Source organism: Serratia sp. NFX21, from assembly GCF_048517035.1.
GTDB classification, from domain to species: Bacteria; Pseudomonadota; Gammaproteobacteria; order Enterobacterales; family Enterobacteriaceae; genus Serratia; species Serratia quinivorans.
Genome location: NZ_CP183196.1, coordinates 2083928 through 2108892, shown reverse-complemented (window position 1 = coordinate 2108892; position 24965 = coordinate 2083928). Strand labels below are relative to the sequence as shown.

The following is a 24965-nucleotide window of genomic DNA, read 5'->3' as shown; positions in this document are numbered from 1 at the left end:
TGTCATCTCTAATTATCGGTTTAGCGCTTGTGACCACTTTTGGGCAGACTCAGCAAGTAATTTATATACAAACTCAAACGACTCTTGGCTTTTCCTATAGGGATCGGGCACATCTTGCTGGTTTAGCCAGTGAGCAAAAAGCATTGTTTTTCCTCTGACCTCAGGAGCAAGCCTGCAAACGGCATCGATATGCCCCTTTTCCATCACCAGGATGAGTGAAAACTCACGGCACATTTCTTTTGTAAGCTGTTTCGCAACATGCCCCTCCAGAGATAGTGAATGACTACTCGCTACGTGTTGCGCCATTTCATCCGCAGCCTGACCAACAAGAGCCCCAATGCCTGCAGAGTCTATTCTCTTATTGGGAATATAGCTTTTCAATAGCCGCTCCCCTGTAGGAGAGCGGCAGATATTACCTACACAAACCACCAAAATTGACTCAAACATACTCTATTCCTACTACCAATTACGAATTCGCAATGTCCCTTCGCTGAGGTCATTAAAGCTAGAAATAGTCGGCGCTAACTGACTAATCAAACGATTCCAGCGGGCTACCGGCGCAGCTGTCACATAGACGATGTCATATGGCTGCAAGTGAAACTCAGCCCCCATTACCATCGCAGTCGCATCCGCCATGTTCAACTGGTATATGTTCGCCAGTTTGTTTCCTTCGGTACCGTGTAATGGACGAATTACAAATACACCTGTCGCATCTGCAGAGGACTGGCTAATACCCTCAGAGTTACCTAAGGCTTCCGTCAAAGTCATACCACTTCTGTCCATTTTTAACGTTGCCGGCGTTTTAACTTCACCCATGACAAAAACTTTTAAGTCATCATTGCGGGGAACGTACAAAATATCACCAGGATAAAGAAGATGATTTTGCGTCAAATCGCCTTTTTGCATTAAAGCCTGTAGAGAAATGCGCTGTTCTTTACCATTATGAGTCAGTACCACATTGCGCCAATCCGCATTCTCAGCCAAACCGCCTGCCACGTTGATGGCATCCATCACAGTCAGAGGTACATTGGTAATGGCTTGCTGCCCTGATTTAGAAACTTCACCAGTGATATACGTCTTCTGAGAGCGGAATGCCGCAATACTAACATCAACTTGAGGGCTTTCGATGTATTGGGATAGCCGAGATGAGATTTCATTTCTAACTTGAACAACCGTTTTACCAGCAACTTTGACCTTACCAATATAAGGATAGAATATGGTACCGTCAGAATTAACCCAGTTACCGGTATCACTTGCACTGCGGTATTGGCCGGCAGGTGTAGTTAATTCTGGATGATCCCACACGGTCACCATCAGAACATCGCCTACACCAATACGGTACTCATAATTCTGCAGCTCACGCTCCAATGCACTGTTAGGCTGAGCTACGACAGGCTTAGGCCGCATTTTATCTATCAGGCTAGGAGTCATTGGATAGACGTTCACCAACCTGTCGATATCAAAATCACCATCCTCTTGTTTAACAACATCTTTTCCACTGGTTGAAAGATGGGTACCGGGGATGATTGTGCAACCACTAATCACACTTATCGATACCAGTAAAGGTATCAGTTTCCATTGTTTTTTTGCCATCGAATTATCATCACTTTCAAAGTAAAAATGTTTGCAGCGCTAAGTCCCCGGCCAACCGTGGCGCGTACTGCGGCACTCAGCAAAATGGTTGTTGGGTGAATCTTGAATTTATACACATTAAGTAAAACGCTTTCATTGAGCGAGCGTTGAATTTTGGTTTGCTATGATAAAAAAGTTGTCCGCATTATGGCATGAGTGCCCAGCAAAAGAGTATGGTTCTCTATGTACAATTTTGCCTAAAAAAATGAGTTAAACAACCCTCTTGGTCGGCTAACTCATCATTGTAAAAGTAATTATAACTATTTGAATATTTTTAATGATTACAATGACAGTTGCTCAACCCACTCACGAAATGCTTTACCCTGTGTAGGGTGGCGCAAGCCATAGGTGACAAATGCCCGCAGATAACCCATTTTTTCGCCACAATTGAACGATTCTCCCACAAGCTCTGTCGCTTCAACCGGTTGGTGTCTCAACAACTCGGCAATGGCATCTGTCAGTTGAATACGTCCCCATACGCCCGGCTCGGTTTTTTCTAAAATCGGCCAAATATCGGCAGAGAGAACATAGCGCCCTACAGCAGAATAATTAGACTTCAACGGAACTTCATGGCCCGGTTTTTCTATGATCGAAGTCATACGCGAGCTTTCACCAGGCTGCAGCTTGTTGGCTTCACACTCAACCACCGAGTAGTCGTGTAAAACATGCTCATCCGCAGCCTGAACCAGCACCTGGCTCAAACCCGTCTGTTCAAAGCGACTAATCATATGCGGCAGGTTGTCTTTCTTCAGGTCGGCTTTGGCGTCGTCAAGCAAGACATCCGGCAACAGAACTACAAAAGGTGAGTCCCCTACCAGCGGCTTGGCACAAAGCACCGCATGCCCCAAGCCTTTTGGCTGCCCCTGACGAATATGCATTAGCGTTACGCCTTTTGGCGTAATCGACTGCACTTCATCAAGCAACTGGCGCTTAACGCGCGCTTCGAGCATCGCTTCCAGCTCAAAGGAGGTATCAAAATGGTTTTCGATCGCGTTCTTGGATGAATGCGTCACCAGGATAATCTCTTTTATCCCGGCAGCAACACATTCATTAACTATATATTGAATCAACGGCTTATCAACGATCGGTAGCATTTCCTTTGGAATAGCCTTGGTTGCCGGCAGCATACGCATACCCAGACCTGCAACGGGAATGACAGCTTTTAACTTGGTCATGGTAATCCTCTTGATATCTTATGATCGTCTTCTCAGCCGTAACTCTTACTTGCTGTTCAGCGTTTGTTTTAGCCACTGGGTAAAATCTTTGCCTTCGGAGGCGTGACGCAGTCCGTATTGTACGAATGCCTTCATATAGCCCAACTTATCGCCGCAGTCATGCGATTTTCCGCTCATATGAAAAGCCTCTACGGTTTCCTGCCCCATCAAGGCAGCAATGGCATCGGTCAACTGGATTTCATCGCCGGCACCCGGTAAGGTTTTTTCCAGCAGCGGCCAAATATCCGCAGACAAAACATAACGGCCCACTACCGCCAGATTTGAAGGTGCATCTTCCAGCGCCGGTTTTTCCACCACGGCGGTCATCGGGGTACTCTCACCTGCTGACAACGCCGCACCACCACAATCAACGACGCCGTATTTCGAAACATCCTGTTCCGGTACCGGTTCCACCATGATCTGGCTAAAACCTGTATCAGTGAAACGTTGAATCATTTTAGCCAGGTTTTCTTTACGCAGATCGGCAGTTGAGTCATCCAGCAACACATCGGGTAACAACACAACAAAAGGATCATCGCCGACCATTGGTTTAGCGCACAGAACCGCGTGCCCCAGACCTTTAGCTTGTCCCTGGCGTACTTGCATTACTGTCACATCTGCCGGGCAGATAGTCTGTACTTCTTCCAGTAACTGACGCTTAACGCGCGATTCCAAAACGGCTTCAAGCTCAAACGAGGTATCGAAGTGGTTTTCGATCGCATTTTTGGAGGAGTGGGTGACCAACACAATATCTTTGATCCCAGCCGCCACACACTCATTCACAATGTACTGAATCAGTGGTTTATCGACCACCGGCAGCATTTCTTTAGGGATGGCTTTTGTCGCTGGCAACATACGGGTTCCCAGACCTGCTACGGGAATGACAGCCTTCAATGTTTTTTGCATGTTTTTCATCCACATTCAATAATTATTACGTAGCTGAACCAAGTCGCTCATGAAGTCGGAAACGGGGTAGTTGAGACACGCTACCGCCCTTGGCTTTCAGCTACCAATGTACTGTCATCGTTCTCTATAGGCGACCAGGTTCAGTCACGTTTTAATGTATATCGAGGGACGTACTCTTTTGCTAAGCGATAGTTAGATCACAAATAAAACAAAATAAATACGTCCTTATAACCAAACGATGATACTTGTAAATGTTTATATGGCTAAGATTCTTATACTATTGCCTTATCGATACAAGCCCAAGATACCTATTAAGTACCCTTTTCAGAATAAGACTACCCACAGGGGTGAACTGAACAAAGTGTAGCAGCAGCAAGAATCTATAACGATTTGATTTTTAAAAATTATATTTACGCTGTTTTTATCAACAGGCGTCTAAACCCATACTCCAGAAACTGCCTCCATGTTCAGAAAAACCCCCATTTCTCCTGGTGTCACATTTTGAACGCCTGCTGGAGAGTCGAATTTTTATGCATTATTCTTGCTTGGCTTTTTCATTTAGCAGGCAACTCTCCCGGTTTTAAAGTTGAATTTTCCCGGTGCAACACCCATCATTCACTGGCGGCATAAGCCGTCGAACTTACAGGTGAAATTGGGCGTATGGAATGGATCGCAGATCCAACAATTTGGGCCGGCCTGGCCACTCTGGTCGTGCTGGAAATCGTTCTGGGTATAGACAACCTTATCTTTATCGCCATCCTGGCGGAAAAATTACCGAAGCATCAAAGAGATAAAGCCCGCATTGTAGGTTTAATGCTGGCGTTGCTGATGCGCCTGGCGCTGTTGGCCTCCATCTCATGGTTGGCGACACTGACTCAACCGTTGTTTTTTGCCGGCGGACATCCCTTCAGCGGTCGCGATCTGATAATGCTGGTTGGGGGCATTTTCCTGCTGTTCAAAGCCACCATGGAGCTCAACGAGCGACTCGAGGGTAAAGATGAAGAGCAACAGGGCCAGCGCAAAGGCGCCCGCTTCTGGCCAGTGGTGGCACAAATCGTGGTGCTGGATGCGGTCTTCTCGCTCGACTCGGTGATCACCGCCGTCGGCATGGTCGATCACCTGGCAGTCATGATGCTTGCGGTGTGTATCGCTATCGGACTGATGTTACTGGCCAGCAAACCGCTGACGCGTTTCGTCAACGCCCATCCGACGATTGTCATCCTGTGTCTGAGCTTCCTGCTGATGATCGGTTTCAGTCTGGTTGCCGAAGGCTTTGGCTACCACATTCCGAAAGGTTATCTGTACGCCGCCATTGGTTTCTCAGTGATGATTGAAGCCTTGAACCAACTGTCGCAGTTCAACCGTCGCCGTTTCCTCTCGACAGCACGTCCCCTGCGCGAACGTACCGCAGAGGCCGTGCTGCGCATGTTGAGCGGCAAGCACGAAGAAGCGGAGATCGACAACCAATCGGCCAACCTGTTGGCCGATAGCGGCAATGAAAGCGGCGAAATTTTCAACCAGCAAGAACGGCATATGATAGAGCGCGTACTGGGTATGGCGCAGCGTACGGTAAGCAGCATCATGACCTCCCGCCATGACGTGGAATATCTCGAGTTGAATGATCCGCAGGAAAAGCTGACCCAATTGCTGGAAAAAAATCAGCATACGCGCATTGTTGTGGTAGAAGACAGCGCCAGCGATGAACCCCTCGGTGTCATTCATACCATTGACGTGCTGAAGCAACAGTTAACCCAGGCACCACTGGATTTACGTGCCTTGGTGCTGCAACCACTGATTTTCCCCGAGCAGTTGACCCTGCTGAGCGCCCTTGAACAATTTCGTCAGGCGCAGACGCATTTTGCCTTTGTCGTAGACGAATTCGGCTCGGTTGAAGGGATAGTCACGCTGACTGATGTGATGGAAACCATTGCAGGCAACCTGCCGGAAGCCGGAGAGGAAGTCGATGCCCGGCATGACATTGTGCAAAATGATGACGGAAGCTGGACCGCCAACGGTTACATGCCGCTGGAGGATCTGGTGTTGTATCTGCCATTACCGCTGGAAGATAAGCGTGAATACCACACGTTGGCCGGCCTGCTGATGGAACACAGCCAGCGCATTCCCCAGGAAGGCGAGCAATTGCGGATCGGTGACTACCTGTTTGAACCGCTGGAAGTCAGTAGCCACCGCATTTTGAAGGTAAAAATCACCCCGTTGTTGGTACCAGAACCAGACTACGAGGTTTAAACCGGGGCCGGGCATCGCCCGGCCGCTATCACAAATGCTGGGGAACCAGTAACTCCGTCGCCACAATCACCACGATCAACCCAACAATCACCGGTACCGAAGTGCGTTTCACCACTTCGAACGGCGAGATTTTTGCCATGCCGGATACCGCCACCACCACCCCGGAAACCGGTGACAGAGTGCGTCCCAGATTCGAAGCCTGCAGCATCGGGATCACCAGATAAGCCGGATTAACCCCCATCTGCGCCGCCAGTTTGGGAATCAGCTCTACGAAAGCATAGAACGGAGCGTTGCCTGAACCGGTGGTCATCGCCGCCAGCATGGTAATCACCACCAGCACCAGCATCATGATGATGCCGCCGGTACCGAATGACTGCGCCAGGCTGATCAGCCCGCTGATAAACCCGACGGTGCTCAGCCCCTGGGCGAACACGCCAGCAGCTACCAGCAGCATCACTACGCTGGCAAAAGCATCCGCCATACCGCGATAAGCGACTTCCAGACCGGTAAATACCTGTTTGGCGCTGAAGCTGCGCAGGAATTCAATTACCGCCGCCAGCAACATACAGCCAACCAACACGGTGATAATATGCAGTTCCGGTCCCCATTTCCCATCAAACACCAGCACGCCAAGGATCGGGGTAAACGGCAGCACCGCGTAGAACCCCGGCGCATGAGTGGTGATTTCGCTCACATCCATAATGTGATGCTGTTCATTGGCCTTCTTGTCGAGGTAACGCTGCCAAAAGAAATGCGCAACCGCCATGCAGACAATCGCCGCAATCGAGATGGGTAAAGTAGTTTTAAAGGCGAAATCAACCAATGGCATTTCCGCCGCCTTGGCGGCCAGCACCACGTCACCCGAGGTTGGTGCCAGAATAATCGCCGCGGGTGAAGCACAAATCGCCGCTGCCGCACCACGGCTGATACCCACGTTGACCATCAGCGGGAAGAGCGTAGCCATCAGCAATACGCCCAGACCAGTGGCAGACGAGACTGCCAGTGACATCAGACAGGCAACAAAATAGGCCGCCACCATCAAAAGGTAGGGGGAATTGATCATTTGCAGCGGACGGGATGCCAGCTTGACCACCACATCATTGGCGCCAATGTGCGTCATATAGGCCGCAAATCCGCACAGCATCATAATCATCATGCCAAGATCGCCACCACGGCTCATCAGCAGAATTTTGACGTATTCAATGATGTCGGTCGCGCGCCAGCCGGTAGATGTGGCGCTGGCAGGCAACAAACTTTTGCCCATCAGGGCACTGATGGCCAACAGTAACAGGCCACCTACCATCAATACGCCAGTGGCGGAGTAACCTTTAATGATATAACGGCCAACGCCTGCCGCGACGACTGCCCCGATCAGAAGCTCTATCATATTCCCTCAACTTATCATTTTCGTTTTTGACCGTACCAAAGCGTATAAATCGCTTAACTGCGCACACTCTGCACAAACTCAGGCACAGACGTCATGATATCCGTCAAAGTTACGGGAGGAAATTATTGAGTAAGAGAAACATTTTCAAGTGTTTTTGCCGCCATTGCAGACCATCGATTGAGCAGCTTTTCGATATTCTGCCCTTTGTGCCTTGTATGGTATAACGCTCAACACCAATCTCGCTTTTAATTAACATCCACACAGACTGGCTTCGAGCCTATTGAGAATGCGAATAAATAAGCAATACTTGATTAACATTGTTAATTGAAGTCAATGGCTAAAACCCCGCACATAAGATATATCTGATTACAAGCACTCACCATTGACATTAACATAAAAACAACATCTTTAATTTAACGCCGCCACTGCAAAAAGTCATCCGTGATGAGCATCAACCATAACAATCAGATAACAGAATGACACCACTACTAACAACTTAAATTTTACAGCTATGCATGAGATGTTATTATTAATATAAATCCCTTCTCACTCTATACTACAGAGGTATTTATGAATAGACGAAATCTTGTGAAAACTATTATTGCTGGAACATCTGGAATTTTGGTGGGTAAGGCATACGCAGCTCAGAATGTTAACAGCATAGCTCCTGTAAATGCTGAAAAAGACCTTTCCGCCAGTAACAGCTTAACTGTTTTGTCTTCTAAACTCTCTGGTTATGATGGTGCGAAATATATTGGACGCTGTCCAGACATAGATAACTTACGTAAGATAACCCCACAATTCGCAGGTCAAAAGATAGATGTTATTAGTTTCTACACCATGGACAAATTTAGATCCACTGGTGGCGGCGAATTTTATGCGGTGCAATCTCACGATTTACAAGAAAAAAGTGGAATAATAATCCGTGTAGACAAAAATTGGGTTTGGGTTCGTGTTGATTCAGTGTCTACAAATATTTGGCCAATTGAATGGCTCGGAGTAAGAACCGGTTCAGCTCAGTATGGGGAGTTGAATGCAAACATTCTCCAGGAGTCCATGGTAAACAACTATAGAGTAGAGTTAGTCTTTCCAAGTGCTATGACTTACTTAAAGCCCGGGATAATTAAAATACCTGGAAACTGGGCTGGAGTAATTCGAGGAAGTAATACTAGGAACTGCATTATTAGACCTAGTGAAGATCCGAAGGATCCTAACGTTATACTTATTGAATATAATCCAGAAAGAGAATTTAGCTGGGGATTAAGAATAGAGAATATCTCTTTTGATGGAAGTAACTTTACATTGAGCGCATTGCGAATTACTAATGTAGCCTACGTTTACACCAATAATTTGCAAATATATTCTTTCTATGGTTGCAACCTTTGGTTAGATAAAGTACAAGATTCTGTTTTTGAAGCAACTAATATTCAAGATGGCGGTTATTCTAAAGGTGACATATCTGATAACACCCAAACTACTCATCCTGCATTACTACTTACAAGTACAATAAAAAATGATGCTTGCAATATGATAAGATTTAATAATTGTCAGATTGAAAATAATAAATGCAGCCCCTACGTACGTGTGGATAGTGGTATTGGAATTATGTTCAATCAAACCCATGCTGAAGTGCGTAAAAAGAAACAATGGTGGCAACGAGATTTTATTGAAGTAGGCAGTGCTGATATTCAAATATCAGAGCATGCCGGTTCCAGATTCAGAAATGCTATTCTGATCAAGGGTTATGGGATAACAACAGTTACAGGTGGGCGTTCCTTAGGTGGAGATATATCTACCTCAGCAGAAGGAAAGAAAGGGACATTAGCCTTATCAAATTGTAATGTTAGGAAAATAAAAATTTCAGCGTATAGTGGAAATCATCAATTCTCGAATGTAATCGCAACAGATGTCGTATTAAGTAAAACAGCGGGTTCTACCAGATGGTTTGGCGGTGCGATAGATTCACTGACGGTAAGTGGCACTGTTCCTCCTGCTCTGGGTGTTCATATTGATGGTGTGACGGTTGCAAAAGATGTACAGTTTAAAGATAGCAAGAATGACAAAAAACTAGCTCATTCCTTCATTAATAGCACTGTTTTAGGAAACATGATCTTTAATTGCATTAATGGCATTTATCATTCCAACAATGTAATAGGTAATGAAGATATTTCAATGGAACAAAGAATCTCAATACCGAGCAACGTAAGAATTATTTATGGCGATTCGGCCCCGGTATCTGGTGATTTCAATCAGGGTGATCGTGTTATCAACAATTCACCTTCAGCAGGCGGCTGGGACGGTTGGCGGTGTGTAGAAGCAGGAAACCCTGGAGTATGGAAAGGCTATGGGAAAATATCTGATTAATAACCCATGCACTTAATATTAGGGGGCACAGCCCCCTAATATTAAGATTAAAGCTTATCGAGCAGTTTTTTAAGATCCTGGCCTTCGCGCGAATCCTTGTTTTTATCGGCCCACTTGTTCAGCGCATCCTTTGCCCGGTTCTGCAGCGTTTTACGTAAGATTTGATCGACCTGCAACTGGTAGTTGAGCTGGTTCCATGGGCCATAAACTCGCAGCGGGATTGGCGTTTTCTGCAGTTGCTCAATCAGATCGTCGCGCCCTTTCCAACCGCCGGTTACGCGAACGTTAAGTTGCATATCGCACTGTTTGCCCGGCATATCTACCGTCCCATTGCCGCTCAGTTTTAACAACGGAGAATCTGCACCCAACTCGGTGATTTTTACCGTACCCTGGTTCAGGCTGGCTTTAGCCGACAGTTGTTTCACTTCGGTATAACGCTGGTAATCATCCTGTCCACGCACGCTACTGTCATTACGCGCCACAGCCTGCTGAATCAACTGCTGAATGTTCAGACCGTGCAACTGCGCGTCCTGCATCGCCAACTGGGCAGTGCCCTGCCAGCGCCGTTCAAACGACTGTGACGTCAGACGATCGCCGGTTAAATCCCCTTGCATGCTGAATTTCCCGGTCATGACTTGCGGCATATCGAACGCTTTCAGAACGGTACCAAGTTCAACCTGCTTCACTAGCGGCTGCACGGTAATCACCGGTCTGCGGCCACGCGCGTCCAGGGTGCCTGGTAAAGCGAAATCACCACCGGCTACCTGCCCTGAGAACGAGTGCAGCGTTAACAGCCCCTGGCGGTTTTCCGCTTGTGTCGAAAGGTGGGAAATATTCATACCGCGGTAGGTCAGTTGATCCACGCTCAAATTGAGCTGTGCGTTAAACTCGCGCAGCACCTCAAGATTTTGCTGCGGGTCATCCATTTGACTGGCAATGACCGGCGAAGAGGTGACGTTCTGTACTTGCGATACTTGCGAACTACTGGACTGCCAGCCGCTAAACGCATCAAAATTCACCGCAGCAGACGTCAAATTAAGCGTATAGGCCGGTATCTCACCGAACTGGATACTGGCATCACCGCTAAAGGTGCTGTCATTGACCCCCAGGCTCAGTTGGCTTAATGCAAGTTGCTGCGGCGTTTGTTGATATACCACTTTAGTGCTGCCGTCACCTTTAATGCCACCGGCAAGTATGTCAGCCCCCTCCAGTTGGTAACTGAATTGGGTGACATTGGCTGCTATGCGCCGCGGATATTGCTGCAGATCGATATCTGCGGCCAGGTTGAAGGTCAAATCGCGCTGATTGCGGTTAACCCGGCTGGAAAGCTCCATTTGCGCCTGGCGTTTGGCATTTTGTTGCAGGGTGAGATTAATATCGCGGACGTTGATCTGTTCGTTATTGGCACGTTGCCAGATCAACAGGCTGTCCACTACCCGCAGATTATCGATATCAAATTTCCACGGCGTATCTACCGACTCTTCGGCATGGCCCGCAGGCGCGATAGGTGCGTCCGGTTGATTTTGTTCTTCACTGTCGGGGGTAAGGCGGATGACGGCGTTTTTCAGCATCACCTGTTTAACAAACAGCTGATGCGACAACAGCGGCAGCAGTTTGACATCAAGTCGCATGTTATCCGCACTCACCACCGGCGCTTTGGCCCCAGGTGCAGTCAGCGTCATACGACCGGCCAGAATGCTGAGCTGTGGCCAGATATGCCAACGCAAGTCACCATCCAGCGTCAGATGATAACCACTCTTTTGTTCGACCTTCGTGACCATATAGGCGCGAAAATCATTCGGATTAACCAACAGTACCAGCGCAGACATCCCCGCCACCAGCACCACCAGTAAAATCACCAAAGTCGTCAGTAATCTTCTCATGCCATCCTCTTGTCAGCGCCACACCGACCGTGCTTCCTGCGCTGTTAGTCCTTGTCGATTCGGCTGGCGACTGCGCCCTGCTGATCGCGGTATTTTGCATCCTGGCGGCTATTGTAAGGACGCGCTGCCGGCCCGGACAGTGGTTCAAAACTCAGTGCGCCGATCAGCATGCCTGGGCGTAATGCCAGCGGCAGCTTACCTGAATTATAGAACTCCAGGACAATTCGGCCCTGCCAACCTGGATCGATACGGTGCGCGGTCACATGAACCATCAGGCCCAGACGCGCCAGGGAAGAACGGCCGTCCAGCCAACCGACCAGATCGTTTGGCAGCGTGACCGATTCGAGCGTGACCGCCAGCGCCAACTCTCCCGGGTGCAGGAAGAAAGCCTCCCCTTCCGGCAGAACGATTTCATCACTCATCACGCGATCCAACGCGGCGCTGACTTCGTCTTTTGGCCCACTCAGATCGATAAAGGCAGCGGTGTGGCCACGAAAAACGCGGAACTGATTGCCTAAACGGACATCCACTGTAGCCCCGTTAATACGCTCAATCGGCGGACGCGGTGAAATCAGCAGTTTTTCACAATCCAGCCAGGCTTCTATATCACGGTCGCACAGTCTCATTTATTTATCTCCATCAAGGCGTGTCACTAAAACAAAAATTGCCACACAACGGGCGAAAGGTCTACGCCGCGGCGTAAATAGTTGCCCGCCGGCCGGAAACACGGGTTTTCCGGCCATTGAACGGCATTACTCAAAGAACTGGCTGATTTTGGCTTTCAGAATATCGATCGCAATGCGGTTTTTACCCCCGCGTGGGACGATAATGTCGGCGTATTGTTTGGAAGGATCGATAAACTGCAGGAACATCGGGCGGACGGTTTTCTGATATTGAGCCATTACCGAATCCATCGAGCGGCCACGTTCATTCACATCACGCTTCATACGGCGCATCAGGCAAATATCCAGCGGCGTATCAACAAAGATCGAGAAATTCATTTCCTGACGCAGACGGATATCCGTCAGCAGCAGGATCCCCTCAAGAATAATCACCTTTTTCGGTTCCAGGTGAATGGTCTCTTTCTTACGCGTGTGCTCGGTGTAACTGTACAAGGGTAACTCTATCGCCTTGCCTGATTTCAGCATCTGCAGATGCTGAAACAGCAGGTTGTGGTCCATGGCGCTTGGGTGGTCATAGTTTGTCTTGACCCTTTCTTCCATGGTCAAGTGAGTCTGGTCTTTGTAGTAACTGTCTTCAGGAATAACGCCGATATGTTCATCGCCAACCTGATCGCGAAGTTCACGATACAACGTACTGGCGATAAGGCTTTTTCCGGAGGCAGATGCGCCAGCTATACCAATAATGACGCACTGATGCGGCTTGTCAGTCATAAAATTGAAGACCTGATTTCGTAGTGTGAAGGGGGGGAACTAAAACGCGTCAATTATAGGGAGTTAGTGCCCTTAGCGCCAGACTATATTGTCACCGCCAGGCCGCTATCTCAGGTTATTTCACCAGAACGGGCCTGTCACGGTTTTAAGATTATTACGTCTAGGGCAATCCCGCATGACAGGGTAAACTCCGTGGCTTGATGATTATCCTTGAATAGGATGTTGTATTTCACCGGAGACTAACGTGCTGGACTGGCATTTTCTGACATTTTTTGGCGACAGCATGTTGTTGTTACCCTGCTCATTGATTCTTTTTGCCGTGCTGGTCGCTCCGCGCACCACCCGGACTGCCGGCTGGCAATGGGCGCTGATCTTCGGCTGCGCCGGCGGTGTGGTATGCGCCTCAAAACTGGCCTTTATGGGCTGGGGCATTGGCATAAAAAGCTATGACTTTACCGGTTTTAGTGGCCACTCTGCGCTGGCGGCCAGTATTTGGCCAGTATTGCTCTGGACGCTGACCGGACGTTTTTCACATGCGGTTCGTAGCATCGCACTGGTGGTAGGTTTGGTGTTGCCCCTCACTATCGGGTTATCGCGGCTGGCAATCCATGTGCATTCGCCTTCGGAAGTGGTGAGCGGCCTGGTACTTGGCTATCTGGCCAGCTCGCTGTTCCTGTGGCTACAGCGTGGCAAGCCGCGGCCACACCTATCCACACCGCAGATCGTTGTTGCTCTGGCTCTGCCGATGGTTCTGATGGGCTTTCGGCAACCGGCTCCGACACAGGGGCTGCTGGAACATATCGCCACCGTATTGGCGCAGATTGAACGCCCTTACACCCGCGCAGATCTGCACAAACACATTACGACCCCATAAACAAAACCCCGGTACATGTCCGGGGTTATTTTCTGGCTGGCGTTAAGTTAATTACAGCGCGCGGAAAGAGATTTCCGTCGGAATAGCTTCACCTTGCCAATACATCTGCGCGGCAACGCGACCGGCAAGCTGGCGATACAGCTCGGCAAATTCACTGTCCGGGCGGCTTATCACCGTCGGCTCGCCACGATCCAAATCTTCGCGCAGTGAAATATGCAGCGGCAGTTGCCCCAGCAGGCGGCTATGGTATTTCTTCACCAACTTCTCCGCCCCACCGGTACCGAAAATGGGTTCGTGGTGTCCGCAGTTGCTGCAAATATGCACACTCATATTTTCCACAATGCCCAGTACCGGCACATGAACCTTCTCAAACATCACAATGCCCTTGGCGGCATCAAGCAGCGCGATATCCTGCGGCGTGGTGACCACCAAAGCTCCGGTAACCGGGATGTTTTGCGACAGCGTCAACTGAATATCACCGGTGCCCGGTGGCATATCCAGCACCAGATAGTCCAGATCCGGCCACAGCGTGTCCTGCAGCAATTGCATTAACGCCTTACTGGCCATCGGGCCGCGCCACACCATGGCATTATCGTCGGTCACCAGATAACCAATAGAATTGGTTGCCAGACCGTGCGCCAGGATCGGTGCCATGTGTTGCCCGTCCGGCGAGGTTGGTCGCTCGTTTTCGGTCCCCAGCATGTTCGGAATTGACGGGCCATAAATGTCGGCGTCTAGAATACCGACCTTGGCCCCTTCCGCAGCCAGCGCCAACGCCAGGTTAACCGCCGTGGTGGATTTACCCACCCCGCCCTTGCCGGAACTGATGGCGATAATATTACGCACGCCTTTGATGCCGGCCTGATCGTTGGCGCGTTTCAAAGTGGTAATGTCATGCTTCAGTTTCCAGTCGATCGCCTCAGCGCCGGTCACGCGCAGTAATTCTGCACTGACGCTGTCTTTCAGCACCTCAAAACCGCTCTGCCAGGCGAATGGCATAATCAATTCAATGTGCAACACATGATCCAACAACGCGCAGTGGTGAATGGCCTTCAGCGCGGTCAGATTATTTTTTAACGTCGGGTGTTCAAAGGCGGCCAGTACACCGGTCACCAGGGCACGCAGAACTTCGGGGTTGGTCTGCTCGGGGGATTTTGTGCTCATCCCGGCTCCTTGATTTTAATGGATAGCTTCTCGCTAAGCATATCAGAACTGCAGGCCGGTCGGCGCATGTCTGTATAAAGAAACCGCCCTAGCCGTGGCGAGCGCGATCGGGTAACATCAAAGACCCTTTTTATTCATTACAGAAACCAAGTTCTCACTATGCCTCAAGTCGCGAAAAAATTATTGGTGACGTGCGCGCTGCCGTACGCAAATGGTTCCATCCATCTCGGCCACATGCTCGAGCACATCCAGGCAGACATCTGGGTTCGTTACCAACGAATGCGCGGCAACGAGGTTCATTTCATCTGCGCGGACGACGCGCACGGCACGCCGATCATGCTGAAAGCTCAGCAGTTGGGTATCAAGCCGGAAGAAATGATCGCGGAAATGAGCCAGGAGCACCAACAGGATTTCGCCGGTTTTGGCATCAGCTATGATAACTATCATTCAACCCATAGCGATGAGAACCGTGAGCTGTCGAACCTGATTTACGGCCGCCTGAAAGAAAACGGTTTCATCAAGAACCGCACCATTTCTCAGCTGTACGACCCGGAAAAAGGCATGTTCCTGCCTGACCGCTTCGTCAAAGGCACCTGCCCGAAATGCAAATCACCGGATCAATACGGCGATAACTGTGAAGTCTGTGGCGCAACCTATAGTCCGACCGAACTGATCGATCCGAAATCCGTGGTTTCCGGTGCGACGCCGGTGCTGCGTGATTCCGAGCACTTCTTCTTTGATCTGCCGTCGTTCAGCGAAATGCTGCAGGCCTGGACCCGTTCCGGCGCGCTGCAAGAGCAGGTCGCAAACAAGATGCAGGAATGGTTTGAGTCCGGTCTGCAACAGTGGGATATCTCTCGCGATGCGCCGTATTTCGGCTTTGAAATCCCGGATGCGCCAGGTAAATACTTCTATGTCTGGCTGGATGCGCCAATCGGCTACATGGGGTCATTTAAAAACCTGTGCGACAAACGTGGCGATCTGGACTTTGACGAATTCTGGCGCAAAGACTCCACCACCGAGCTGTATCACTTTATCGGCAAGGACATCGTTTATTTCCACAGCCTGTTCTGGCCGGCAATGCTGGAAGGTAGTAACTTCCGCAAGCCGACCAACCTGTTCGTACATGGCTACGTAACGGTAAACGGCGCCAAGATGTCCAAATCTCGCGGCACCTTTATCAAGGCCGGTACCTATCTGCAACACCTGGATGCCGATTGCCTGCGTTACTACTACGCCGCCAAGTTGTCTTCACGCATCGACGATATCGACCTGAATCTGGAAGATTTCGTGCAGCGGGTAAATGCCGACATCGTGAACAAAGTGGTCAACCTGGCTTCGCGCAACGCCGGCTTTATCAGCAAGCGTTTTGGTGGTCAACTGGCCGACAAGCTGGCCGATCCGGCGCTGTACCAAACCTTCGTTGATGCAGCGCAAAGCATCGCCGAGGCCTATGCCAGCCGTGAATCCGGCCGGGCAATTCGCGAAATCATGGCGCTGGCCGATCTGGCAAACCGCTATGTGGATGAACAGGCGCCGTGGGTAGTGGCCAAACAGGAAGGCCGCGATGCAGATTTACAAGCCATTTGCTCAATGGGCATCAACCTGTTCCGCGTCCTGATGACCTACCTGAAACCGGTAATGCCGTCGCTGACTGAACGCACCGAAGCCTTCCTTAACTGTGAGCTGAGCTGGGACAGCATCCAGCAGCCGTTGCTGGGCCATCAGGTTAACCCATTTAAAGCCCTGTTCAACCGTATCGATCTGGACAAGGTCAATGAGATGGTCAGCGCCTCGAAAGAAGACATGGTGGCGGCGAAAGTGGTCACTGGCCCGCTGGCTGAGGATCCGATTCAGGACACCATTACCTTTGACGATTTCGCCAAGGTGGATATGCGTATTGCGCTGATCACCAGCGCCGACTTTGTTGATGGTTCGGACAAACTGCTGAAATTGCAGTTGGAGCTGGGTGGCGAAACACGCCAGATCTTCTCCGGTATTCGTTCCGCTTACCCGGACCCGAAAGCGCTGGAAGGCCGCCTGACCATCATGGTTGCCAACCTTGCGCCACGCAAAATGCGCTTCGGTATCTCCGAAGGCATGGTGATGGCTGCCGGCCCAGGCGGAAAAGAAATCTTCCTGCTCAGCCCGGACAGCGGCGCACAGCCAGGGATGCAGGTGAAATAACACCGGTTTTTACTGCCTCCAAGGGTCGAGCTTGCTCGGCCCTTTTTATTAAATTTCATTCCTTGCGACAGCGACAAAATCGGCCAAAATAAGCTATCTTATCCATACGGGTTTAATTACTGTATGCATAAACAGGTCTGACATGAAGGGATTCCCACCGCTGATCAACACATTGCTGGCCAGCTCGCTGGTATTGACCATTGGGCGTGGCGTCACGCTACCGTTCATTACCATCTATCTCACCGGGCATTTCCACCTGCTGCCGAAAAGCGTCGGTATTATTTTGGGCATCAGCCTGATGATCGGTATTTTCGCCAGTCTGTATGGCGGTTACCTGGTCGACAAGTTCAACAAAAACACCTTGATCCTGACGGCCATTTTGCTGTTCGCCTTGAGTTTTTTCGCTATTCCGTGGATCCCGCGTCCGGGTGGGATCATCGTGGTATTGGCTATCCTGCATACCGCCTATTCGGTACTGGGCATCACCATCAAGGCCTGTTTTGCCGACTGGCTACCGGTTGCACAACGTATCAAAGCCTTTTCAATCAACTACACGCTGGTGAACGTTGGCTGGGCGGTGGGCTCATCACTGGGGGTGATGGTGGCAGGGCTGAACCCATTGTTACCCTTCTACCTTTCCGGCGGATTGGCTTTATTCACAGTGACGGCATTGAGTTTTAGCCTGCACCGACAACGCACTACGCCGCCAGCAGCGACTGAGGCCGTGCCGTCTGCGCCGCCCAATTTCCGCCAAACGCTGACCATTCTGCGCAACGACCACCGGCTGATTTATTTTACTCTCGGCAGTACGCTTGGCGCGGTAGTTTTTGGCCAGTTCACCGGGTATTTATCGCAATACCTGATTCTGGTTTCCAACGCCGAGTTTGCCTATCAGGTCATTGGGGCGGTGATGATTGTTAATGCCTGCATCGTCATCGCGCTGCAGTATTTACTGAGCCGGGGTATGCGGCAGGAAAACATGCTGCGCTGGCTGGCGCTGGGCACCGTGTTTTTCATTCTGGGGCTGATCGGTTTTAGCCTGGCCGGGCAATCACTCTGGTTGTGGGCCATAGCTATGGCGATATTTACCCTGGGGGAAATTATCGTGATCCCGGTGGAGTATATGTTTATCGACTTTATCGCCCCACAGCATCTGAAAGGCAGCTACTACGGTGTGCAAAACCTCAGCGCTTTGGGCGGTGCCATCAACCCGGTGCTGTGCGGTTTTATCCTCAGCTATGCCGCACCGCAAATGATGTTTGTGATGCTGATTGCTGCCGCATTGTTCAGCCTGCTATTCTTTTTCCTCGGCCATCGCCTGGCACAAAAGCAGCAATACCGCGCAGGCATCATCAGTACAAAATAAAGGCGCACCGGGCTTAACTACGGCTGTCAACCTGCCTGACAGGCATGGCAGCCATAGAGAGAATTCATGGTGTGATTTGTGGCGGAGGTCACAGTTTAATTGTATGATGAATTCATCGGTTAAACGGGATTAAGTTATGGCCAAGCTATTCACTCTGTGCTGGAAATACCTGAGGGCAATTGTCCTTATCTACCTTTGCTTATTCGCCGGCAATGCAATCGCGGCGCTGCTGCCGATCGCCATTCCCGGCAGCATTATCGGCATGCTGCTGCTGTTCGCCCTGCTCTCCACGCAAATTATGCCGGCCAGGTGGGTCAAACCCGGCTGTCATCTGCTGATCCGCTATATGGTGCTGTTGTTTGTGCCCATCGGCGTTGGCGTAATGAAATACTATGACCAGATCCTTGATCACCTCGGCCCGCTGGTTGTTTCCTGCATTATCAGCACCCTGATGGTGCTGGTAGTGGTGGGCTACACCTCGCATTATTTCCACCGGGAACGTCGCATCGTCGGCAAACCGGATGCCGCGGAAGGTGAAAAATGATCCATGAAATCTGGTGGTCATTGCCGTTAACGCTGGCAGTCTACTTTGCCGCACGCAAGCTGGCGCAGTGGTTGAACATGCCGCTGCTGAACCCGCTGCTGGTATCAATGGCGGTGATCATTCCCCTGCTGTTACTGACCGGCATCCCCTATGAACGCTATTTTCAGGGCAGCAAAATCCTCAATGACTTATTGCAGCCCGCCGTCGTCGCGCTGGCCTACCCGCTGTATGAACAGCTGCACCAGATCCGCGCCCGTTGGAAATCCATTATCGCCGTCTGCTTTATCGGCAGTATGACGGCCATGATCAGCGGCGGTGCCATCGCTTTATTGATGGGGGCGACTCCGGAAATTGCCGCTTCCATCATGCCCAAATCGGTTACGACCCCTATCGCCATGGCAGTGGCGGAATCGCTCGGCGGCATCCCGGCAATCAGCGCCGTCTGCGTAATCTTCGTCGGTATTCTCGGCGCAGTATTCGGGCATACATTATTTAAACTATTGAAAATCACCACTCGCTCGGCGAGAGGTTTGGCCATGGGTACCGCATCTCATGCACTGGGCACGGCTCGTTGCGCGGAAATGGACTATCAGGAAGGGGCATTCGGCTCTTTGGCGTTGGTGATCTGCGGGATCATTACCTCGCTGCTGGCCCCCTTCCTGTTCCCGGTACTGCTACATATGTTCAGTTAAAACGGTTAAAACTTGCGAGACATCTCGCAATTATGCTTTTCATTGCATTGATTTCATCAATAAAGAGATTTTCATCACACTTTATTCACGCAAGGCTGCCTAGAATGTTATCCCGTTAACCTGTAGAGAGAGTTTCTATGCACCCGCGTTTTCAAACCGCTTTTGGCGAACTGCCCGCCACCTTGCAATCCGCCCTGCAGTCTTATATTGATGCGCCTGATTTCCCGGCCATGCTCAAGGCGGAACAAGTGGACGCGATCAAGCAGCGCTGCGGGCTGGATGATGATGCTCTGGCATTCGCTCTGCTGCCACTGGCGGCGGCCTGCTCGTTAGCGCCAATCTCACAATTTTATGTCGGTGCCATTGCCCGTGGGCAGAGCGGCAATCTGTATTTTGGTGCCAATATGGAATTCAGCGGCGCCCCGATGCAACAAACCATTCATGCGGAACAGTGTGCGGTGACCCACGCCTGGCTGCGCGGTGAACCCGCCCTGGCCTCCATCACCGTTAACTACACGCCTTGCGGCCACTGCCGTCAGTTTATGAACGAACTGAACAGCGGCGTCAGCCTTAAAATTCGTCTGCCCGGCCGTGAACCGGCAACGCTTGGCGATTACCTGCCGGACTCCTTCGGCCCGAAAGACCTGGATATCACTACGCTGCTGATGGACCAGGTCGACCATGGTTTCCAACTGGCGCTGACTGACGAACTGGAAAAAGCAGCGCTGGCCGCTGCCAATCAGAGCCACGCGCCCTACAGCAACGCCCACAGCGGCGTCGCACTGGAGGCTGAAGACGGCACAGTCTACACTGGCCGTTATGCGGAAAACGCCGCCTTCAACCCAAGTCTGCCGCCCCTGCAGGCCGCGCTGATTCTGATGAATGTTTCCGGCGACGACTGTCAAAAGGTGAAGCGCGCCGTGCTGGCTGAGCCAGAAAGTGCCATCCTCACCCAATGGGATGCTACCCGTGCCACGCTGGCTGCCCTGGGCTGCCAAAATGTCAGCCGCATTACTTTCTGATCCTGACCCTGGCGGTGCTGCCCGGCACCGCTGTTAACAGCCCCGCCAGCCAAATACAATGGCATTCACGTCTTAAAACACTTTCTTTAGTTAAATTAGGATTTGATCGTCGATAATTACACCAATTTACCTCATGATCCGATAACAATTGCTGTACATATTTCGCCGATCTTTTAGGATCACCCTTATAAAGTTATCCGATACGTTGAAGAGCAAAAGTCATGGAACTTGAATACGAAAGCAAACGCCCTCTCTACATCCCTTATGCCGGCCCGATCCTGTTGGAATTCCCACTGCTGAATAAAGGCAGTGCTTTCACCGAAGAAGAGCGCAACCATTTCAACCTGCAAGGCTTGTTGCCCGATGCGGTGGAAACCATTGAAGAACAGGCTGAGCGCGCCTATCGCCAATATCAGGATTTCAAAAACGACAGCGATAAGCACATCTACCTGCGCAACATTCAGGACACCAACGAAACCCTGTTCTACCGCCTGCTGGACTCCCACCTGAGCGAAATGATGCCGATCATCTACACGCCAACGGTGGGTGAAGCCTGCGAGCACTTCTCCGATATTTACCGCCGGGCACGCGGGTTGTTTATCTCCTACCCGAACCGCGATCGCATTGACGACATGCTGCAAAACGCCACCAAACAAAACGTCAAAGTGATTGTCGTCACCGACGGCGAACGTATTCTCGGCCTGGGCGACCAGGGCATTGGCGGCATGGGCATTCCTATCGGCAAGTTATCGCTGTACACCGCCTGCGGTGGTATCAGCCCGGCCTATACCCTGCCGGTAGTGCTGGACGTGGGTACCAACAACCCACAGCGCCTGAACGATCCGCTGTATATGGGCTGGCGTCATCCGCGTATTTCCGGTGATGAATACCACGCTTTCGTTGAAGAGTTTATTCAGGCGGTGAAACGCCGCTGGCCGAACGTGCTGTTGCAGTTCGAGGATTTCGCTCAGAACAACGCGACTCCGCTGCTGAACCGCTATCGTGACGAAATCTGCTGCTTTAACGACGATATTCAGGGTACCGCAGCGGTTACGCTGGGTAGCCTGATTGCCGCCAGCCGCGCTGCGGGCAGCCAATTGCGTGACCAAACCGTGACCTTCCTGGGTGCCGGTTCCGCCGGCTGCGGCATTGCCGAGCAAATTATCGCCCAGATGAAATCCGAAGGTCTGAGCGAAGACGAAGCGCGCGCCCGCGTGTTCATGGTTGACCGTTTTGGTCTGCTGACCGACAAACTGCCTAACCTGCTCGATTTCCAAAGCAAGCTGGTGCAAAAAAGCGAAAACCTGACCGCATGGCAAACCCAAAGCGATGCCATCTCGCTGTTGGACGTAGTACGTAACGCCAAGCCCACCATTTTGATCGGCGTTTCCGGCCAGCCGGGTCTGTTCACCGAAGAACTGATCCGCGAAATGCACAAGCATTGCCCGCGGCCGATCGTAATGCCGCTGTCCAACCCGACTTCACGCGTGGAAGCCCGTCCGGAAGACATCATCAACTGGACCGAAGGCGCTGCGCTGGTCGCCACCGGCAGCCCGTTCGCACCGGTACACTATAAAGAGCAACAGATCCCGATTGCCCAATGCAACAACTCCTATATCTTCCCGGGGATTGGTCTGGGTGTGTTGGCCTCTGGCGCGACCCGTGTAACGGACGCGATGCTGATGGCCGCCAGCCGGGCACTGGCCGAGTGTTCGCCGCTGGCCACCGACGGGCATGGCGCACTGTTACCGGATATTGACGATATTCAGGGCGTGTCAAAATGCATCGCGATGGAAGTGGGTAAAGCGGCTCAACTGCAGGGAATGGCGGTAGTCACTTCTGAAGAAGCGCTGTCGAAAGCCATCGAACACAACTTCTGGCGCCCGCAATACCGCAGCTACAAGCGCACCTCTTTCTGATTTGCACAAGCAAGATGATAAAGTCCGGCTCGCCGGACTTTTTTATGGCCGAAAACGCCTAAAAATGCGGCGCAATGCGTGCCAGAAGGGGGACAAGCTTGCTTCAAGTAGTCAGGTAAAGTAGCCTTGAACCATCTTTTTTGGCCACGGTGCGCGTAAGGCAATAACATGTGGAAACGCCTGATAATCGGCTTGTTTGTCATCGCTGCATTGCTGATGCTCTCGGCTATCGCGCTCGATCGTTGGATCAGCTGGAAAACGGCACCTTTCGTCTATGACGAACTGCAAGGGCTGCCCCATCGCCAGGTCGGCGTAGTACTGGGTACCGCCAAATATTACCGTACCGGCGTGATCAACCAATATTACCGCTACCGCATTCAGGGGGCGATCAACGCCTACAACAGCGGCAAAGTTAAATACCTGCTACTGAGCGGTGACAATGCCCAGCAAAGTTACAACGAACCCATGACCATGCGCCGCGATTTAATCGCCGCCGGCGTGGCGCCCAGCGATATCGTGCTGGATTACGCCGGGTTCCGCACTCTGGATTCGATCGTACGTACCCGCAAGGTGTTCGACACCAACGACTTTATCATCATCACCCAACGCTTCCACTGTGAGCGTGCGCTGTTTATCGCGCTGCATATGGGGATCCAGGCGCAGTGCTACGCGGTACCTTCACCAAAAGATATGATGACAGTGCGTGTGCGCGAGATCTTCGCCCGCCTTGGCGCGCTGACCGATTTGTACATCCTCAAACGTGAACCGCGCTTCCTCGGCCCGCTGATCCCGATCTCCGCCATGCACACCATCCCGGAGGACGCCCAGGGGTATCCGGCGGTATCACCGGAACAATTGGTCGAGCTGGAACACAAGCTGGAAGCGGAAAAGCAAAAGGCCAAACAGCCTTAATTGCCCCTCAGTAAAACAAAAGGCGGCCAGGGCAGTAATGCTTGTAAGTTAAGGTGATATTGTTCCCTCTCCTTTGGGAGAGGGTTAGGGTGAGGGGATACAAACCAACGCAAAAGCCCCTCACCCCGGCCCTCTCCCTTGGGAGAGGGAGACGCCCACTTAAACAACGTCGTACATTCTTATTCAGAACTTTGCTTAACTGACCGGCATTACAGCATTTGCTGGCCGTTTTTTCGCAGAGACTTTTACTTCTTCTTGGCGTACTTCAGTGAATCCAGCGCTACCGCGAAGATAATGATGCCGCCCTTGATGATGTACTGCCAGTAAGGGTTAACACCAATGTAGGTCAGGCCGTAGTTGATGACGGTGAAGATGATCACCCCGGTCACCACTCCCAATACCGTACCGACCCCACCGGCAAAGGACACCCCACCGACCACGCAGGCAGCAATCGCATCCAACTCATACATAAAGCCGAGGTTGTTGGTAGCACTGCCGATACGGCCAGCTTCCAGCAAGCCGCCAAACGCATAGAACACGCCAGACAGCGCATAAATCATGATCAGGTTCAACGGCACGTTCACGCCGGAAACCTTTGCCGCCTCAGGGTTGCCACCGATGGCGAAGATGTTTTTGCCGAAGCGGGTTTTATTCCACAGGATCCAGACAAAAATAATCGCAATAATGGCGTAGAAGGTAATGTACGACAGCTTAAAGTCGCCAAAGCGCAGGAACCCCTGAGCAAAGGTGGAGAACTTGGGATCAAACCCCGCCACTGGCGATGCACCAACAGAGTCGTAATACAGCGAGTTAATGCCGTACACGATAATCATGGTACCCAAGGTGGTAATAAACGGCGTCACGTTCAGATAGGCGATGATCAAACCGTTCACCAGACCAATCACCGCGCCCACGGCACACACCAGCAGGATCACCAGTGGGATCGACCAGGTTTCCATATGCGGAAACACCTTGTTGACGTTATCCATCGACTGCAACAACGTCGCCGCGATCACCGCCGCCAACCCAACCTGACGCCCTGCGGACAGGTCCGTCCCCTGGGTAACAATCAGCCCTGCCACACCCAGTGCAATAATAATGCGCACCGAAGACTGCGTCAGAATGTTGCTCAGGTTCATTAAGCTGAGGAAAGTCGGATCCTGGATAATAATAATTGCCAGCAGCACCAGCAATACCACGTAAATGCCACCTTCCTTAAAATAGGTGAACAAAGTTTTCTTATTTAGCGCGTTCATAG

The 24965-nt window shown here is 51.1% G+C and carries 20 protein-coding genes; 10 read left to right on the top strand and 10 right to left on the bottom strand.

The genetic code is table 11. The features are described 5' to 3' along the window. Nucleotides 1–12 precede the first annotated feature (12 nt). The 4 genes from ACNT1W_RS10005 to galU form a co-directional block, all read right to left on the bottom strand. Nucleotides 13–447, bottom strand: a complete 435-nt coding sequence (locus ACNT1W_RS10005; protein ID WP_419246722.1) for a protein tyrosine phosphatase — start codon at nt 445–447, stop codon at nt 13–15. Between the two features lie 12 nt (nt 448–459). Beyond that, entirely contained in the window at nt 460–1593 is a 1134-nt protein-coding gene (locus ACNT1W_RS10000) for a polysaccharide export protein (protein ID WP_115059406.1), read from the bottom strand. A gap of 320 nt (nt 1594–1913) precedes the next feature. Beyond that, nucleotides 1914–2807, bottom strand: a complete 894-nt coding sequence (locus ACNT1W_RS09995) for a UTP--glucose-1-phosphate uridylyltransferase (protein WP_419246721.1) — start codon at nt 2805–2807, stop codon at nt 1914–1916. A 45-nt stretch (nt 2808–2852) separates the two neighbouring features. After that, nucleotides 2853–3752 carry a UTP--glucose-1-phosphate uridylyltransferase GalU gene (gene galU, locus ACNT1W_RS09990; RefSeq protein ID WP_419246720.1) on the bottom strand — a complete coding sequence of 300 codons (900 nt, stop codon included), beginning with the start codon at nt 3750–3752 and terminating at the stop codon, nt 2853–2855. 660 nt (nt 3753–4412) lie between these two features. On the opposite strand from galU, the gene ACNT1W_RS09985 reads away from it, so the two are divergent. Next, on the top strand, nt 4413–5999 hold the full coding sequence (locus ACNT1W_RS09985) for a TerC family protein (RefSeq protein ID WP_112362374.1): 1587 nt from the start codon (nt 4413–4415) through the stop codon (nt 5997–5999). A 28-nt stretch (nt 6000–6027) separates the two neighbouring features. Here ACNT1W_RS09985 and dcuC read toward each other — a convergent pair whose 3' ends face one another. Beyond that, nucleotides 6028–7386 (bottom strand): anaerobic C4-dicarboxylate transporter DcuC, encoded by a 1359-nt coding sequence (gene dcuC, locus ACNT1W_RS09980; RefSeq protein ID WP_012006012.1) that lies wholly within the window; start codon nt 7384–7386, stop codon nt 6028–6030. 588 nt (nt 7387–7974) lie between these two features. On the opposite strand from dcuC, the gene ACNT1W_RS09975 reads away from it, so the two are divergent. Beyond that, nucleotides 7975–9750 carry a hypothetical protein gene (locus ACNT1W_RS09975; protein WP_419246719.1) on the top strand — a complete coding sequence of 592 codons (1776 nt, stop codon included), beginning with the start codon at nt 7975–7977 and terminating at the stop codon, nt 9748–9750. A gap of 47 nt (nt 9751–9797) precedes the next feature. Here the strand turns inward: ACNT1W_RS09975 and asmA are convergent, their stop codons facing one another. The 3 genes from asmA to udk all read right to left on the bottom strand — a co-directional run bounded on the left by asmA (nt 9798) and on the right by udk (nt 13027). After that, nucleotides 9798–11633 carry an outer membrane assembly protein AsmA gene (gene asmA / locus ACNT1W_RS09970; protein WP_419246718.1) on the bottom strand — a complete coding sequence of 612 codons (1836 nt, stop codon included), beginning with the start codon at nt 11631–11633 and terminating at the stop codon, nt 9798–9800. A 44-nt stretch (nt 11634–11677) separates the two neighbouring features. Further along, nucleotides 11678–12259 carry a dCTP deaminase gene (dcd, locus tag ACNT1W_RS09965; protein WP_419246717.1) on the bottom strand — a complete coding sequence of 194 codons (582 nt, stop codon included), beginning with the start codon at nt 12257–12259 and terminating at the stop codon, nt 11678–11680. Nucleotides 12260–12385: 126 nt separating this feature from the next. Next, nucleotides 12386–13027, bottom strand: coding sequence for a uridine kinase (udk, locus tag ACNT1W_RS09960; RefSeq protein WP_012006009.1), 642 nt, complete (start codon nt 13025–13027; stop codon nt 12386–12388). A gap of 244 nt (nt 13028–13271) precedes the next feature. On the opposite strand from udk, the gene ACNT1W_RS09955 reads away from it, so the two are divergent. Next, nucleotides 13272–13901: a phosphatase PAP2 family protein gene (locus tag ACNT1W_RS09955; protein ID WP_419246716.1), complete on the top strand. Its 630-nt coding sequence runs from the start codon at nt 13272–13274 to the stop codon at nt 13899–13901. Between the two features lie 51 nt (nt 13902–13952). Here ACNT1W_RS09955 and apbC read toward each other — a convergent pair whose 3' ends face one another. Beyond that, nucleotides 13953–15065, bottom strand: coding sequence for an iron-sulfur cluster carrier protein ApbC (gene apbC / locus ACNT1W_RS09950; RefSeq protein ID WP_017892171.1), 1113 nt, complete (start codon nt 15063–15065; stop codon nt 13953–13955). A gap of 159 nt (nt 15066–15224) precedes the next feature. Between apbC and metG the strand changes: the two genes are divergently transcribed. From metG to sanA, 7 genes are all read left to right on the top strand, one after another. Further along, a complete protein-coding gene (metG, locus tag ACNT1W_RS09945; RefSeq protein WP_126501462.1) occupies nt 15225–17252 on the top strand; it encodes a methionine--tRNA ligase in 2028 nt (675 codons plus the stop codon). 142 nt (nt 17253–17394) lie between these two features. Continuing rightward, nucleotides 17395–18618 (top strand): MFS transporter, encoded by a 1224-nt coding sequence (locus ACNT1W_RS09940; protein WP_017892169.1) that lies wholly within the window; start codon nt 17395–17397, stop codon nt 18616–18618. A gap of 136 nt (nt 18619–18754) precedes the next feature. Continuing rightward, the gene (locus tag ACNT1W_RS09935) at nt 18755–19162 is read left to right on the top strand and encodes a CidA/LrgA family protein (RefSeq protein WP_012006003.1); all 408 of its coding nucleotides are present in this window, start codon (nt 18755–18757) and stop codon (nt 19160–19162) included. Further along, nucleotides 19159–19854: a CidB/LrgB family autolysis modulator gene (locus ACNT1W_RS09930; protein WP_012006002.1), complete on the top strand. Its 696-nt coding sequence runs from the start codon at nt 19159–19161 to the stop codon at nt 19852–19854. Before ACNT1W_RS09935 ends, ACNT1W_RS09930 begins: the two co-directional genes overlap by 4 nt. A gap of 137 nt (nt 19855–19991) precedes the next feature. Continuing rightward, the gene (gene cdd, locus ACNT1W_RS09925) at nt 19992–20876 is read left to right on the top strand and encodes a cytidine deaminase (protein ID WP_017892167.1); all 885 of its coding nucleotides are present in this window, start codon (nt 19992–19994) and stop codon (nt 20874–20876) included. 221 nt (nt 20877–21097) lie between these two features. Continuing rightward, nucleotides 21098–22795, top strand: coding sequence for an NAD-dependent malic enzyme (locus ACNT1W_RS09920; RefSeq protein ID WP_012006000.1), 1698 nt, complete (start codon nt 21098–21100; stop codon nt 22793–22795). Between the two features lie 168 nt (nt 22796–22963). Next, nucleotides 22964–23707 (top strand): outer membrane permeability protein SanA, encoded by a 744-nt coding sequence (sanA, locus tag ACNT1W_RS09915; RefSeq protein WP_017892166.1) that lies wholly within the window; start codon nt 22964–22966, stop codon nt 23705–23707. A 245-nt stretch (nt 23708–23952) separates the two neighbouring features. On the opposite strand, the gene mglC is transcribed toward sanA, so the two are convergent. Beyond that, entirely contained in the window at nt 23953–24963 is a 1011-nt protein-coding gene (gene mglC, locus ACNT1W_RS09910; RefSeq protein WP_012005998.1) for a galactose/methyl galactoside ABC transporter permease MglC, read from the bottom strand. Nucleotides 24964–24965: the final 2 nt, after the last annotated feature.